Origin of the sequence: Blautia segnis, assembly GCF_014287535.1 — a bacterium.
Classification (GTDB): domain Bacteria; phylum Bacillota; class Clostridia; order Lachnospirales; family Lachnospiraceae; genus Blautia_A; species Blautia_A acetigignens.
Genome location: NZ_JACOOT010000038.1, coordinates 15,537 through 30,393 on the forward strand (window position 1 = coordinate 15,537; position 14,857 = coordinate 30,393).

At 45.7% G+C, this 14,857-nt stretch carries 15 protein-coding genes; 9 read left to right on the forward strand and 6 right to left on the reverse strand.

The genetic code is table 11. The features are described from left to right. Positions 1 to 34: 34 nt before the first annotated feature. From H8S54_RS15915 to H8S54_RS15925, 3 genes are read right to left on the reverse strand one after another with little or no spacing between them, the layout of a single operon-like run. Positions 35 to 583, reverse strand: coding sequence for a transcription repressor NadR (locus tag H8S54_RS15915; RefSeq protein ID WP_186901802.1), 549 nt, complete (start codon positions 581 to 583; stop codon positions 35 to 37). Positions 584 to 615: 32 nt separating this feature from the next. After that, a complete protein-coding gene (nadC, locus tag H8S54_RS15920; protein ID WP_173766236.1) occupies positions 616 to 1,473 on the reverse strand; it encodes a carboxylating nicotinate-nucleotide diphosphorylase in 858 nt (285 codons plus the stop codon). Continuing rightward, a complete protein-coding gene (locus H8S54_RS15925) occupies positions 1,466 to 2,878 on the reverse strand; it encodes an L-aspartate oxidase (RefSeq protein WP_186901803.1) in 1,413 nt (470 codons plus the stop codon). Before H8S54_RS15925 ends, nadC begins: the two co-directional genes overlap by 8 nt. 221 nt (positions 2,879 to 3,099) lie before the next feature. On the opposite strand from H8S54_RS15925, the gene nadA reads away from it, so the two are divergent. Beyond that, positions 3,100 to 4,020, forward strand: a complete 921-nt coding sequence (gene nadA / locus H8S54_RS15930) for a quinolinate synthase NadA (protein ID WP_207725627.1) — start codon at positions 3,100 to 3,102, stop codon at positions 4,018 to 4,020. On the opposite strand, the gene H8S54_RS15935 is transcribed toward nadA, so the two are convergent. Then, positions 4,021 to 4,656, reverse strand: a complete 636-nt coding sequence (locus H8S54_RS15935; protein WP_186901804.1) for a CatA-like O-acetyltransferase — start codon at positions 4,654 to 4,656, stop codon at positions 4,021 to 4,023. 74 nt (positions 4,657 to 4,730) lie between these two features. Next, complete coding sequence (locus H8S54_RS15940) at positions 4,731 to 7,394, reverse strand: CAP domain-containing protein (protein ID WP_186901805.1); 2,664 nt, start codon at positions 7,392 to 7,394, stop codon at positions 4,731 to 4,733. Between the two features lie 213 nt (positions 7,395 to 7,607). Between H8S54_RS15940 and H8S54_RS15945 the strand changes: the two genes are divergently transcribed. From H8S54_RS15945 to H8S54_RS15980, 8 genes are all read left to right on the forward strand, one after another. Beyond that, positions 7,608 to 8,480, forward strand: coding sequence for a LysR family transcriptional regulator (locus H8S54_RS15945; RefSeq protein ID WP_117852708.1), 873 nt, complete (start codon positions 7,608 to 7,610; stop codon positions 8,478 to 8,480). A 174-nt stretch (positions 8,481 to 8,654) separates the two neighbouring features. Continuing rightward, positions 8,655 to 9,125 carry a flavodoxin gene (locus H8S54_RS15950; RefSeq protein ID WP_117852711.1) on the forward strand — a complete coding sequence of 157 codons (471 nt, stop codon included), beginning with the start codon at positions 8,655 to 8,657 and terminating at the stop codon, positions 9,123 to 9,125. A 13-nt stretch (positions 9,126 to 9,138) separates the two neighbouring features. Next, positions 9,139 to 9,906 carry a carboxymuconolactone decarboxylase family protein gene (locus H8S54_RS15955; protein ID WP_186901806.1) on the forward strand — a complete coding sequence of 256 codons (768 nt, stop codon included), beginning with the start codon at positions 9,139 to 9,141 and terminating at the stop codon, positions 9,904 to 9,906. A 270-nt stretch (positions 9,907 to 10,176) separates the two neighbouring features. Then, entirely contained in the window at positions 10,177 to 11,136 is a 960-nt protein-coding gene (locus tag H8S54_RS15960) for a ketopantoate reductase family protein (protein WP_186901807.1), read from the forward strand. A gap of 36 nt (positions 11,137 to 11,172) precedes the next feature. Continuing rightward, positions 11,173 to 12,318: an aldo/keto reductase gene (locus H8S54_RS15965; protein WP_186901808.1), complete on the forward strand. Its 1,146-nt coding sequence runs from the start codon at positions 11,173 to 11,175 to the stop codon at positions 12,316 to 12,318. Between the two features lie 14 nt (positions 12,319 to 12,332). Beyond that, positions 12,333 to 12,782: a GNAT family N-acetyltransferase gene (locus tag H8S54_RS15970; RefSeq protein WP_021926070.1), complete on the forward strand. Its 450-nt coding sequence runs from the start codon at positions 12,333 to 12,335 to the stop codon at positions 12,780 to 12,782. A gap of 135 nt (positions 12,783 to 12,917) precedes the next feature. Continuing rightward, positions 12,918 to 13,520: a thymidine kinase gene (locus tag H8S54_RS15975; RefSeq protein WP_021926071.1), complete on the forward strand. Its 603-nt coding sequence runs from the start codon at positions 12,918 to 12,920 to the stop codon at positions 13,518 to 13,520. 84 nt (positions 13,521 to 13,604) lie between these two features. Next, complete coding sequence (locus H8S54_RS15980) at positions 13,605 to 14,048, forward strand: sensor histidine kinase (RefSeq protein ID WP_317259464.1); 444 nt, start codon at positions 13,605 to 13,607, stop codon at positions 14,046 to 14,048. A 97-nt stretch (positions 14,049 to 14,145) separates the two neighbouring features. Here H8S54_RS15980 and H8S54_RS15985 read toward each other — a convergent pair whose 3' ends face one another. Beyond that, complete coding sequence (locus H8S54_RS15985; protein ID WP_173766195.1) at positions 14,146 to 14,610, reverse strand: DUF2798 domain-containing protein; 465 nt, start codon at positions 14,608 to 14,610, stop codon at positions 14,146 to 14,148. Positions 14,611 to 14,857 lie beyond the last annotated feature (247 nt).

Consider the following 14,857-nt stretch of genomic DNA (forward strand, 5'->3'; position numbering starts at 1 on the left):
TTTATATGTATGCAGGAAAAGGGGGAAATATTCTTTAGTCCTGTCCGCCCCAGAAATCTACGGGTTCGTAATCCTGCAGCTTGGCCAGGAAACCGCGCTGACGAAGTTCTTCCTGGATGGCGTCCAGGATCTCTTCACTTTCGGCGTCTATGGTGTGGTAGTGGTAGCCGGAGGTTACATTTTTCAGAAGGCTGGACTTGCCGGTGCTGATTTCTTCCATGTAGGCACGGATGTCACGGCGGGATTTAATTCCCATGTCTGCTTTGAGGACGCCGTAGACCTTGTGATAGACAAACACATCACGGATCTGTCCGCCTGCATCTACAATGGCACTCAGTTCTTCTTCCACCTGGTCATCGGTGTGATACACCTTAAAAACTCTGGAATATTTCTTCTCTTCCTGAAGCAGATAACCCTTGTTTGTGGAAAAAATAGTGGAACCGTTGGCACGCAGGAGAGAAATGTCCTGTACAATAATCTGGCGGCTTACATGCAGCTCCTGTGACAAAGTGCCGCCGGAAACCGGACCAGTGCTGGAGGATAAGATCTTTAAAAGCTGTTTTCTTCTTTCTTCACCCTTCATAATTTCATCTCCTGTCTGCTTGTTATGCGAAGTTACTCCACTGCGTGAAGATTCTTCATAGATAAATCCATAATAGGAGCAGAATGGGTAAGTGCTCCGCTTGATACATAATTTACACCCAAACCGGTAAGTCTGGCAATGTTTTCTTTTGTAACATTTCCGGAAACTTCGATTTCGGCACGTCCGGCAATGTAATCAATGGATTCTTTCAGCTGCTCGGTGGTCATATTATCCAGCATGATAATGTCAGCACCAGCTTCTACAGCCTCTTTTACCATATCAAGATTCTCTACTTCCACTTCGATTTTGCGGACAAAAGGTGCGTAGGCCTTTGCCATGGAAATTGCCTGCTTCACTCCGCCAGCTGCGCCGATGTGGTTGTCTTTCAGAAGAACGCCGTCGGAAAGGTTGTAGCGGTGATTATTTCCTCCGCCGATGCGTACGGAATATTTCTCGAAAATACGGTTGTTCGGTGAGGTCTTTCTGGTATCCAGAAGCTTGATTCCGGTACCTTCCAGAAGGGCTGCCACCTGGCTTGTGTAAGTGGCGATTCCGCTCATTCTCTGAAGATAGTTAAGGGCGGTTCTTTCGCCGCAGAGCAGCACGCGAATGTCTCCGTAAACTTTTCCAATCAGCTGTTTGTTTTCTACATGGTCGCCGTCTTTTACGTAGAATTCAGCCTTTGTGGATGGATCCAGAAGTGTAAAAACACGCTCAAAAACCTGCAGTCCGCAGATGATTCCGTCCTGCTTGCAGATAAGGTCTACCACGCCTGGGGTAGGAGTTGGCATAACGCTGTTGGTGGATACGTCTTCGCTTGTGATATCTTCTTTTAATGCGCTTAAAATAAATGGGTCAACATTTAACCCAAGAGTTACCTGATCAAACATATAAAAATTCCTTTCTGTTGGCTGTATTTGCGCCAAGTGTGATGGCTTCGGTTGCAAGGTGATGGTAAGCTTCGGCAAGGGCCTGCTGGTCTTCGTACTGGTGAAGGTCTACATGGGAAGCTAAGTAGTCTGCAGTAATTTGTGTATCGTGAATATCTGCAGTATTGGCTGCTGCATATGTATTGGATATCTCTGTGATGCTGCTATCTGTGCCGCAGTCTGCCGCGTCATCTGTCTGTGAAAAAACATTTTTTGCCATATCCTGTGCTGCCCGTTTGGCGAAAACAAGGCTTTCCAGCAGGGAATTGCTTGCCAGGCGGTTTTTGCCGTGAACGCCGTTGCATGCGGCTTCGCCTACCACATAGAGATTTTCCATGGAAGAACGGCTCTGGTGGTCAACCTTCACACCGCCCATGAAATAGTGCTGTGCGGGAACCACAGGGATGCATTCTTTGAAAACATCATAGCCCATTTCCCTGCAGTGTTCAACAATGTTGGGAAAATGATGGCGCAGGGTCTCAGCCGGGATTGTGCGCAGATCCTCCCAGACGAAATCGGTGCCGTCCTTTGCCATTTGCTCATGGATTTTCTCAGAAAGAAGGTCGCGGGGCAGAAGCTCATTGGTGAATCGGTTCATGTTTTTGTCGTATAATTTCGCCCCTTCGCCTCTTACAGATTCGGAGATCAGGAAGCTTCGGTCTTCCGGGCGTCTGGTATAGAAGGTGGTTGGGTGAATCTGTACATAATCTGGATTCTGCAGTTCAATTCCATGCTTGCGGGCAATGGCAAGAGAATCGCCGGTAAGGTGGCGGAAATTGGTGGAATGCCGGTAAAGTCCGCCTACTCCACCGCTTGCCATAACTGTACAGGAAGCAGTTACGGTATCAAGGGAACCGTCCGGGCGGCGGATCACAGCACCGTAGCAGTGGTTGTCTTTTTCCAGGATATCTACCATGGTGGTGTATTCCAGAAGCTCAACATTGGAAAGCTTCTGAACTTCCCGGAGCAGGGAACTGGTGATTTCTTTGCCGGTGACATCCTCATGGAAAATAATGCGGTTGGTGGAATGGGCGCCTTCTTTGGTGTAGGAAAGGCTGCCGTCCTCATTACGTTCGAAACGTGCGCCGTAGGAAACCAGATCTTTGACTACTTCCGGGGAAGTTTTGATCATGATTTCTACTGATTTTTTGTCATTTTCGTAATGACCGGCTTTCATGGTGTCTTCGAAAAAGCTGTCGTAATCGGATTCTTCTTTCAGCATACACATACCGCCCTGTGCAAGGTAGGAGTCGTTGCTGGTCAGATCGGACTTGGTGATAATGGTAATTTTTTTATCGCGGGGAAGCTGGAGGGCACAGTAAAGGCCGGAGCAGCCGGAGCCTGCGATGAGAATATCTGTTTTCATAGTTGGGTTCCTTTTTTGATAATTTGAATTTGGGGGCAGACGGCAGACGCGAAATGGAAAGTGTTCTGGCTGCCTGCAGCGTTTTTTGCCGGGTGACATGCCCTGTAGTATAACACTAAAGTTTACACTTGACAAGATATCTGTAAACTTTTTGGTTGACAGTGAGGAGGAAGGAGAATATAATCCTAAGAAAATGCCTGAAAACAGGAGAAAAAATAATTATGATGACTACAAGACAACTGCAGGATGAAATTCTGCGTTTAAAGAAAGAAAAAGACATCTGCATTCTTGCCCACGCATATCAGAGCCAGGAAATTCTGGAGGTGGCAGATTATACAGGAGATTCTTACGGACTGAGCCAGCAGGCGGCCAAAGCGCCTCAGAAAAATGTGCTGATGTGCGGAGTTCGTTTTATGGCAGAGACGGTGAAGATTCTTTCCCCGGAGAAAACGGTTTACCTTTCCAACAGCGGCGCCGGATGTCCAATGGCGGAGCAGCTGGATGTGGAGATGCTTTCTGCGCTGAAGGCGTCCAACCCGGATTATACAGTTGTGGCTTATATTAACACCACCTCAGAGCTGAAAACGATTTGCGATGTGTGCGTAACTTCTTCATCGGCTGTGAAGATCGTGAGGAACATTGATAACGATAAGATTTTGTTTATCCCGGATTGCAATCTGGGAGCCTGGGTGGAGAAGCAGGTGCCTGAGAAAACATTTAAGTTTGTTCACGGCGGATGTCCTACCCATCTAAGAATGTCTGTCAGAGATGTGAAAAAGGCCCGGGCAGCGCACCCGGAGGCGAAATTCCTGGTTCACCCGGAGTGCCTGTCAGAAGTTTCCGCCATGGCAGATTATATCGGAAGCACAACCGGAATCATGAAGTATGCCAAAGAAAGTGATGCCAAAGAGTTCATCATCGGCACAGAAAACAGCATTGTCCAGCACCTTCAGTTCGAGTGCCCGGACAAGAAGTTCTACCCGCTTTCCAAAGACTGCGTATGTCACAACATGAAGCTGACCACCCTGATGGACGTCTACAACTGCGTCCGCGGTCAGGGCGGTGAGGAAATTAATCTGGATGAAACTGTGAGGATGAAGGCGAAGGCTTGTATTGATACGATGCTTACGCTGGGGGAGTAGCTACAACTCCCCAATCAGTTTTTCCAGCCTCTGCGCAAACTGTCCAATGTGCAGTCCATCTATAAGGCGGTGGTTTACCTCTATAGAAATGCCAAGTTCCAGGCGGTCGCCGTTTGGGACGTATTTTCCCCAGGCGATGCGGGGGATGGAGTCGTTTTTGCTGTCGGGGGAGGAAAAATCGCGCTCATTTGTGAGTGCGGTAAGGTCTAACCAGGGCAGGCAGGAGAAGTAGATTACACGGTCGGTTTCCTGGGAGGTATCCAGGAAAAACTGCTGGGCGGCACTGCGTTTTCTGGCTTCTTCGTTGAATTCTGCAAGTGAACCCATGGTCGGCATGGTAACAATGTGGAAATATTCGCTGTCTTTTTTCAGATCGGTAAAGCTGGGGATGCGCGGATCCAGATAAAAGACCTGTTCTCCTCTTATGGTATATCGAAATGCTTCCACGTCATTAATTGCCTGGGTGCACAGATAGACCAGCGAATAATAAAATGACAGATGATGTTCTTTCACGTAGGCGTACAACGGTGCGACATCTATGCGGAAGGTTACCATATAATAGGGATTGGATGCGTGGCTGAAAAAATCAAAAATTTCTTTTCGCTTCCAGGAAGAAAGGTCGATCTGTTTTTCCATGGGTGTTTACCTCCGTAGATTATTGGGGGAGGCTGCAGTTTGGTTGAACTGAGAAGCCTCCCTTTGATTTTACGTTATTTAGCTCTGCCTCTTTTTACCGCACTGGATGGACCATATATTGCTTTTTTGTTGACTACACGGTATGGGAGCAGCTTATAGCTATAAACAGTGCCTCTTCTGGTGCTAACTGTGTACGTAGTAGTTCTGGAAGAAAGTTTCTTTATTCGTTTGAAAGAACCATTTCCAGTCTTTTGATACAGTAAGTAGCCGCTGGCACCGGAAATTCTCCGCCAGGAAATGGTTTGCCTTCTTGTGGTTGTTTTTAAAGTAAGTGCTGGTCTGGAAAGGGTTGGTGTTGCGGATACAGCTCTGGCATAGGCGCTGTAAATGTAACTGGAACCCACTTTTCTGCAGGCGCGAACTCTGTAGGTGTATTTGGTACCTACCAAAACTTTTGTATCTTTGTAAGAAAATGTTCTGGAATTCAGTGTTTTAAGCTTGGTATATCTGCCAGAACCAGTTTGTCTGTAAATAATGTAGCTCTGCGCATTTGCAACTCTCTTCCAACTGATGGTGACGCTGTTCCATGCCGTTGCCAGCTTCGCTGTTGGCCTGGACAAGGTTGGTTTCGGAGTTGGAGTGGCGGTTGGCTTTGGCGTCGGCGTAGCGGTCGGCTTCGGAGTTGGCGTAGCGGTCGGTTTCGGAGTCGGCGTAGCGGTTGGTTTCGGAGTCGGCGTTGCAGTTGGTGCAGGTGCCACAATTTTGAAATTCACTGTCACGCTTGCGAAGTAATTATTCAATCCGGTAATCGTAACCGATCCGGTTCCCACCTTTGTATTATTGCTCCAGGAAAGGGTATAATCCGTTCCTTCCTTCAGTACAGTAGAACCAAATTTTACAGTCGGCTTTGGATTCAGTGCACTTCCTTTATAAGTCTGGTTCCCAATCGCAGAAACTGCACATCTTTTCAAAGAAGTCATATTTCTGGATTCTCCGGTATAATTTCCCGTATATTCAATGGTAAAAGCGAGAATCTCATTATCAGAAGATCCCCAGACAGAATAAAATTCCATGCAGTCAGACGGAATCTGAGTGCCCTTGTAAGTAACGACTACATTATTTTTCAGGAAATCCAACATACTTCCATTGCCGAAATTTGTCTTTGTAACTTTGACCGTCTCGCCTGAAACTTTAATCGGATTGATGGTAAAATATTTTCTCACACCGCTTCTGTAAAGACCAATTCCGCTAATCTCTACATAAGGCTTGTTGTATCTGGAACTTGCATTCTTATTATTGCCGTAAGAAAGGACGTAATCTTTATCCTTTTTCAAAAGCACGCCGTCCAGGGTAACGGTGGGCTCCGGCTTAAACTCTTTTCCAGGAGCATAGTCATATGTAGGAATATTGCCGATTACAGCGGTATGAATCGGTGTGGTATCAATATAAAAATGGCTGTTTTTCTCGTCTTTGAAGTTTCCCTTGCCAGTAACAGTAATGTATGCGTTACCCTGCTGATTATTATTGCTCCAGGAAAGTGTATAATCTTTGCCCTCTGTCAGTGTTTTTCCCTTCCAGGTGACAGTTGGCTTGGGAGTCAGAGGCGTTCCCTTATAAATATAAGAGGACTGGTCAAAAGTAATTTCTGCATCTCGGATTGAAGCATTGTAAATGAAAAAATAGGAGGTCAGGGTGCCTTTGTAAAGACCAAGACCTTTAATTGTGTAGCTGGCTCTTCCGGCATTCACATTGTTTTCAAAAGAAACCGTGTAGTCCTTTCCCTGTGTCAGCGTCTGACTGTTGAAAGTAACTGTTACAGCAGGTGTTGCTGCGCTTCCCGTGTAGTTATAGGAACGAGGGGAAATATTGTAATATGCATTATTCAGATCAAAATATGCATTCAGCTGTGCCGTCAGGGACTTGGTTGGTGCAGACTTCATAGATGCTGTAACCGTAGTAGTTCCTGCATTTTTCAGCTGAATTACGCCGTTCTGGTTTACAGAAGCAATTGCGGAATCTCCGGTTGACCAGTTAAAGGATGTTGGATCCAGAACGGATTTCATATAAGAAAATCCTGCGCATGTCACATAGATTTTCATCGTTTTCTGTGCTTCGGTAAAGCTTACAGGGGAAGTTTCACTGAAACTGATATTTACCAGATCCGGAAGTGCGGAAATGGTGGGGGAAACCTTCTGATTTCCCGGCTGTGAACAGGTCTGCGCAGCATGAGAAGAAAAGCACTGTATCCAGTAAAGTGCCCCATTCTGGTAAAAGCATCCGATTCCTGCAGATACATTTCCAGAAGCCATAATATTGGTACGATGGCCAGAGGAATTCATCCAGGAGTTCATAACATCTTCCGGAGATACCTGATTAATTGCCAGGTTTTCACTTGAGTTATACCCGAAATATGGAAAAGCAGTCATACAGCTGGCGCCGTTTGGACGGGTATGGGACGCGTAAAGAGTCAGTTCCTGGGCTCTTGTCATGGCGCATTCCAGAAGATTTTTGTCCATAGTTACGGGCTGCAGGTTTGATTTCGCACGTTCCTGGTTCACTAGATTCAGGACCTCATACGCGTAATCGTAACGTCTGATTCCTTCTGCCAGCTTCACATCAATCAGGCTGTTGTCAGTTGCCGCCTGAACTTTAGTTGCCTGTCCCGGAGTCAGTAATAGCAAAAGAAGCAGGCAAAAAACTGTTCCAAGAAGGTAATGATTTGTCTTTTTCTGTTTCATAAAGCTCCTCCTTCGTAAACATAAATTTCTTTGCTTTCATTTTACACAATTCAGAAAAGTTTTCAATTATAAGTTGAAAAAAGCCGGTAAAAAAATTTCCCTAAGCCCCACAGAATTGAGCTGCACAAAATTGACACCACCCATTGGATGAATATAATAAAATTATATTTACAAAACGTTATAACAAGTAGAATTTACGGAGGCAGAGCACCTATGGAACTGAGAGTACTGCGTTATTTTTTGACTGTGGCAAAGGAGCAGAGCTTTACTAAGGCTGCGGAACAACTGCATATAACCCAGCCCACCCTTTCCAGACAGCTGGCGGCGCTGGAGGAGGAGCTTGGAACTGCGCTTTTTAACAGAGGCGGACGCTGCATCACGCTGACCGCTGCAGGACTGCTTCTGAAGAGGCGGGCGCTGGAAATTATGGATCTGGAAGATAAAATCATTGACGAAATCAAAGGGAACGAGGACGTGATCGAAGGCGTTATTACCATCGGTTGCGGCGAGTTTGCGGCAGTGGAAATCCTTGCGCAGATCAGTCGGTCCTTTAAGGAAAAATACCCACTGGTTCAGATTGCCCTGCATACAGGAACCGCGGATACCATTCTGGAAATGATGAATAAAGGTCTGGTAGATATCGGGCTGTTTCTGGAACCGGTAAGTACGGAAAATCTTGAATATATCAGAATCCCGGACAGCGACCAGTGGGTGGTGGGAATGCGCCCGGATGATCCTCTTGCGGAAAAAGAAGTTGTCACAAAACAGGATCTTCTGAATCTTCCCCTTATTCTTCCAGAGCGTCTTGGAATCCAGAGTGAGCTTGCCAACTGGTTCGGAAAAGATTTTGAAAAGCTGAACCTATCTTTTACCAGCAATCTGGGAACCAACGCGGGAGTGATGGCGATGTACGGGCTGGCCTACCCTGTTTCCATCCAGGGTGCCGCAAAATACTGGCGGGAGGATCTGCTGGTTCAAAGACGCCTGTATCCGGAAATAACGTCCAGCACTGTAATCGCCTGGCGGCGAAACATCCCCTATTCCAGGGCAATCCAGCTGTTTATAGAGGAGATAAATGCCTTTTAGGCATAATATAAAATACATTATAAGTATTAGTAATAATTTAAGAATGGCATTATAATTGTAACTGTAAAGAAAATGAACAGCTACCTATGATTAATATGTGATGACAGGATGAAACAGATTTTTCCTGGCATAAACAGGTAAGCAGAGAAAGCATGCTCAAAGGAGGCAGCAATTATGGAAAAAAAACTTGTGGCATATTTCAGTGCAAGCGGCACAACAAAGAAAACAGCAGAAATGGTTGCAGAGGCAGCCGGAGCTGATTTATATGAGATCACACCTGCAGTTGCATATACAAAGACTGACCTTAACTGGATGGACAAAAAATCCAGAAGCAGCGTGGAAATGAACGACAAAAAGATCAGACCTGAGATGACAGACACAGATGCCGGAATTGAAAATTATGACGAGATTCTTCTGGGATTCCCAATCTGGTGGTATGTGGCACCGACAATTATCAATACGTTCCTTGAGAAATATGATTTCTCCGGCAAGAAGATTATTCTGTTCGCTACATCAGGCGGAAGCGGATTTGGAAACACCATCTCCGAGTTACAGCCGTCCGCACCGGGTGCTGAATTTGTAGAAGGAAGACTTCTGAACCGTGCAAATAAACAGGAAATTGAGAAATGGGTAAAATCACTGTAGGAGGTTGAAAATAATGGCAAAAATTACACAGACAGCAGGAAGAAATGCTCTTGGAGAATTTGCTCCGGAGTTTGCACATTTTAATGATGATGTTCTTTTTGGTGAGAACTGGAACAACAATGACATTGATGTAAAAACAAGAAGCATTATTACAGTCGTTGCGCTGATGGCGCAGGGAATCATAGACTCTTCCCTGAAATTCCATCTGCAGAATGCCAAGGATCACGGCGTAACCCAGAAGGAAATCGCTGCGATCATCACACATGTGGCATTTTATGCTGGCTGGCCAAAAGGCTGGGCTGTATTTAATCTGGCAAAAGAAGTGTGGGCTGTAAATGAGGGTGATCTTCCCTATGAAGATGAGGCAATGAGAGCTCATGCCAAAGAAATGGTATTCCCGATCGGACAGCCGAATGATGCTTTTGCACAGTATTTCATTGGAAAGAGTTATCTGGCACCGGTATCTACCAGCCAGGTTGGAATCTTTAATGTAACCTTCGAGCCTGGATGCCGCAATAACTGGCACATCCATCACGCAAAGAGCGGCGGCGGACAGATTCTGGTCTGTGTCGCAGGACGGGGCTACTACCAGGAAGAGGGCAAGGATCCCATCGAGATGAAACCTGGTGACTGCATTAACATCCCGGCAGAAGTAAAACACTGGCACGGTGCTGCACCGGACAGCTGGTTCAGCCATCTGGCAATTGAAGTACCGGGCGAGGAAGGCTCTAATGAGTGGTGTGAGCCGGTGACAAATGAAGTTTACAGCAAATTGAAATAAGAATAACATATAGGCAATAACAGACCGCCGCGTTGGTTTGAGAGAGCAATGCGGCGGCTTTTTGCGATGGAAGTTTTGAATTAGCGATTGCAAAAAGGTGCAGGCATTGGGATTATACGCAGTTTACGAACCCACAGGCATATGCTACAATGCAGTTACAGATGAACAATAAGCTGGAAATCAGAACCCGTTATATTGGGTAAAGCAGTTGAGTGGTAGAATAATCGTTTGGCTGAAACTGACATATGGAAAAACAGGAGTGACAAAATTATGGAAATAAAATCAGTGGCAGTTCTTGGAGCAGGAGCCGTAGGTTCTTATGTGATCTGGGGACTTTCCGGGGTGAAAAATATTGAACTTGGTGTTGTGGCAGAAGGGGAGAGGGCGAAGCGCCTGAAGGAAAAGGGATGCACGATTAATCATACCGTTTACCATCCTCATGTGTGGACACCGCAGGAAGCTTATGGAGTAGATCTGCTGGTTGTTTCTTTGAAATACGGAGCTTTGCCGGGAGCACTGGAGAGTATACGGGAAGCTGTGGGTGAGAATACCATTGTGATGAGTCTTATGAACGGTGTGGACAGCGAAGAAATGATTTCTACTGTGATTCCCAAGGCTAATATCATGTATTCTCTGATCAAGGTGGCATCTCATAAGGAAGAAGATGGATATTGTTTTGACCCGGAGACTACCATCGGAATTATTTTCGGGGAACTGGAAGCACCTTATGAAAGTGAAAGGGTGCGTGCGATCGAGGAGCTTTTTGCAGATACGGGGATTCATTTCCGCCATACAGACTATATCCGGGAAGAGATGTGGAGTAAATTCCGGTTGAATGTGTGCAACAATCTGCCCCAGGCAATTCTGGGCGCGGGAGTTGGCTGCTACAGGGACAGCATTCACATGAAGGCGATCAGTGAAGGGCTGCGGCAGGAGCTTGAGGCTGTTGCGGCTGCGAAAGGAATTGATATCAGCAAGGCAGCAGCGTCTTCCAGCCATGGCAGTGCAGTTCCCCCATTTGCCCGCTATTCCACACTTCAGGACCTGGACGCAGGACGTCACACCGAGATCGACATGTTCTCCGGCGCTTTGATCCGCATGGGAAAAGAAAGTGGCATTCCAACCCCATACAACGAATACACCTACCACATGATTAAAGCTCTGGAAGAGAAAAACGACGGACTTTTTGATTATGAAGGCAAAACAGAAGAGAGCACCTGGTCGAAATAATGGGTGCCAATAAAACAAGGATGAGGAGGAAATACAATGAAAACACGAAGATTGGGAAAAACTGGGCTTATGGTGAGCGAAATTGGATTCGGCGGGGAGTGGCTGGAGCGGCACCCGGAGGAAGAAGGAATTGAGCTGATCCACTATGCGTCATCTCTTGGAATCAATATTCTGGACTGCTGGATGGCGGACCCGAAATCCAGAGATATTATTGGAAAAGGAATTAAGGAAAACCGCAGCAACTGGTTTATTCAGGGACACATTGGTTCCACATGGAAGGATGAGCAGTATTTCCGCACAAGGGATATGAAATATGTGCGCCCTGCATTTGAGGATTTGCTGAAAAGACTGCAGACAGACTATATTGACCTGGGAATGATTCACTATGTAGATTCTGAGGAAGAGTGGGAACAAATCCAGCACTCTGACTATCTGGATTATGTAATGGAATTAAAAAACAGCGGCGTAATCCGTCATATCGGCATCAGCTCCCACAACCCGAAGGTTGCCATTAAAGCAGCAGAATCCGGATATGTGGAAATGATTCTTTTCAGCATTAATCCAGCTTTTGACATGCTTCCGGCAAGTGAAAATATTGACACTATGTTTGCGGAGGAGTTTGACGCCGGTTTGAAAGGAATTGATGGAGACCGCGCACGGTTATATAAGGTCTGTGAGCAGAATGACGTAGGAATTACGGTAATGAAGGGCTTTGCAGGCGGCAGACTGTTTGATGAAAAACGTTCCCCATTTGGTGTAAGTCTGACACCTGTGCAGTGTATCCACTATGCGCTGACCAGACCCGCAGTCTGTTCCATTATGTGCGGCTACGATACGAAAGAGCAGGTTGATGCAGCCGCAGCATATGAAGATGCTTCAGAAGAGGAAAAAGACTATGCATCTGTGATCGCGAATGCGCCGTTCCATTCCTACAGCGGTGAATGCACCTACTGCGGCCATTGCAAACCCTGTGTCTCCAATCTGGATATTGCGATGATCAACAAATTCTATGACCTGGCAACCATGCAGCCTAAGGTGCCTGCAACGGTACAGTCCCATTACGAACTGCTGGAACACAAAGCATCCGAGTGCATTGGCTGTCATGCCTGCGAAGCACGCTGCCCATTTGGCGTTCCTATTGCAGAGCGAATGGAAAAAACAGTGAAATTATTTGGGTGCTAAAGACGGGGAAAGATATGAAAATATATGAAATTCAGGAACGGGATCCGCAGATTCTGGCGGAGCTTTTGAAGGTTTGGGAGGCTTCGGTTCGGGAGACCCATCTTTTCCTTTCGGAGGAAGAGGTAAATAAAATTAAGACGTATGTTCCCCAGGCGTTAAGCGGGGTGGAACATCTGATCGTTGCCCGGGAGGAATCGGGTGAAACGGCAGGGTTTATGGGAGTAGAAAAGAAACGGCTGGAGATGCTGTTTCTTTCCCCGGAAGTAAGGGGAAAGGGCCTGGGAAGGCAACTGCTTCAATACGGAACTGCAAATTATGATGTACAGGAATTAACCGTAAATGAACAGAACCCCGGGGCTGTTGGATTCTACAGACATTTGGGCTTTGAAACATACAAAAGAACCGATCACGATGAAGAAGGAAATCCATATCCGCTCCTGTACATGAAGCGGCATGGAAATTGACAAATATACCTGAATGGTTATCATAAATTTGCGCTTAAAAACGTATAAAAAGCTGCCGAAAGGCGGCTTTTTATTTGTGGTTTATTCTGCAATCATGTATAATCATGAAAGAGAAAACACGACGAGGTTATAAAAATGGCAAAATTATATTTCCGTTATGGAGCAATGGGCAGTTCGAAATCTGCTAATATTTTGATGGTTCGCTATAATTATGAGGAGCGTGGACAATATGCGGTACTGCTGAAGCCGCGGACGGACAATCGTGACGGAGAGCGCGAGATCCAGTCCCGTATGGGATTATCTGCGCCTGCGGATTATGTAGATGAATTTTTAAAAGAGATTTCCCAAATCTGGAATGCAAACAGCACAGAATATTTGTATCATGGGAAAAAAGTAGACGCAGTTCTGGTAGACGAGGCACAGTTCCTTTCCCCGGAGGAAGTGGATATCCTGTCTGACCTTGTAGACTTCTACAACATTCCGGTAATCTGCTACGGCCTGCGGACCGATTTCCTGAACCATCTTTTCCCAGGCTCCAGGCGGCTGATGGAAATCGCAGATGTGATCGAGGAAGTCCCCACTGTCTGTTGGTGCGGCAAGCGCGCTCAGTGCAACACTAGATACGCAAACGGAAAAATTGTACGGGAAGGCGCCCAAATTTTCCTTGGCTCCAATGAGAGCTACGTAGCTCTTTGCAGAAAGCATTATAAAGAGGGAAAATTATGGCCCGATGAATAAAAATTGGACTGAAATTCAGCGGCTTTTTGTTGACGATATATTTAGACTTTCCTGAACAATATGTCGCATGACATCCGAACTATTGTGCAGCCCAATATTGCTTCCAGACAGCTGGATTTTCTTATTGATACCGTGGATGTAAGAGATGAAGACATTATTGCGGATAAACTGAGACTGACACAGGTGCTGCTGAATATTCTGAGCAATGGTATTAAATTCAACAAAATTGGAGGCATCATCGGCATCCGGGTAAAACAGCTGAAATCTGCGCCTACCGGATATGGAAGCTACCAGTTCATTATTCGTGATACCGGAATCGGCATGAAGCCTGAGTTTCAGGAACATATTTTTGAATCCTTTTCAAGAGAAGAGACTTCTACCGTCAGCGGAATCCAGGGAACTGGGCTCGGTATGGCAATTACCAAGAACATTGTGGATATGATGGGCGGTACCATCACTGTGAAAAGTGAGGAAGGAAAAGGCAGCCCCGGGACAGTACGATCTGATCCTGATGGATATGATTTATAAGGTGATCAAATAATGACTGGAACGTCAGCCTGAATGAAAATCGGGCTGGCGTTCTTCTTTCGAATTAAAATCCACCTGAAACTGCCTTACAATAAACTTAATTTTTGGCGCGTCTAAATATGGTTCTGAAAATCAGTCTTGCAAGCGGTCCTACGATAATAAGCTGCAGCGGCAGTGCCATAACGAAGTTGCTGCAATAGGTTGTAAGATAGTCAGGCAGGAAATTGCTGGTGAAGCCATAACCATGGTATACACCAAGCACGCTTGCAAACAGAACCTGCCAGATGACGGTGAAGATCTGGATCGAGAAAATAATAAAAATAGGTCTGTCACCAGGCTGAACTACTCTGAAAGCGCACATTTTTGCAAGATGGCCGGATACGAAATAGGCTAGCAGTGCGATGATGATGTACTCGATCCACATTCCTTTCAGTGCGATGAGAAAGGCGGCATTTGTGAAGCTTCCCATGGCAATTACTGTGTTATACAAGGTCATGACATAGACCATCATCCATGCTGTAATAGCTGTAAAAAATATTGACTCTCCTTTTGTCTTAGGCATCGTGCTTTCCTCCATTCATTTTTTTCATAAACTTTCTCCTCTCCGACAACAAAAAAAGACAACAAATGTACCCATCCGTCCGACAGTGGATAGGCGACATTTATTGTCTTATTCGCGTCTTTTTTATTTGATTTATCTTCTTTATTTTAATGGAAAATGAAATTGGAGTCAAGAAAGAAATTTGCTTTTCGATGGCAAAAAATATGGTATACTGGTAAAAAATATATGCATGTTTTTTTTTGACAAA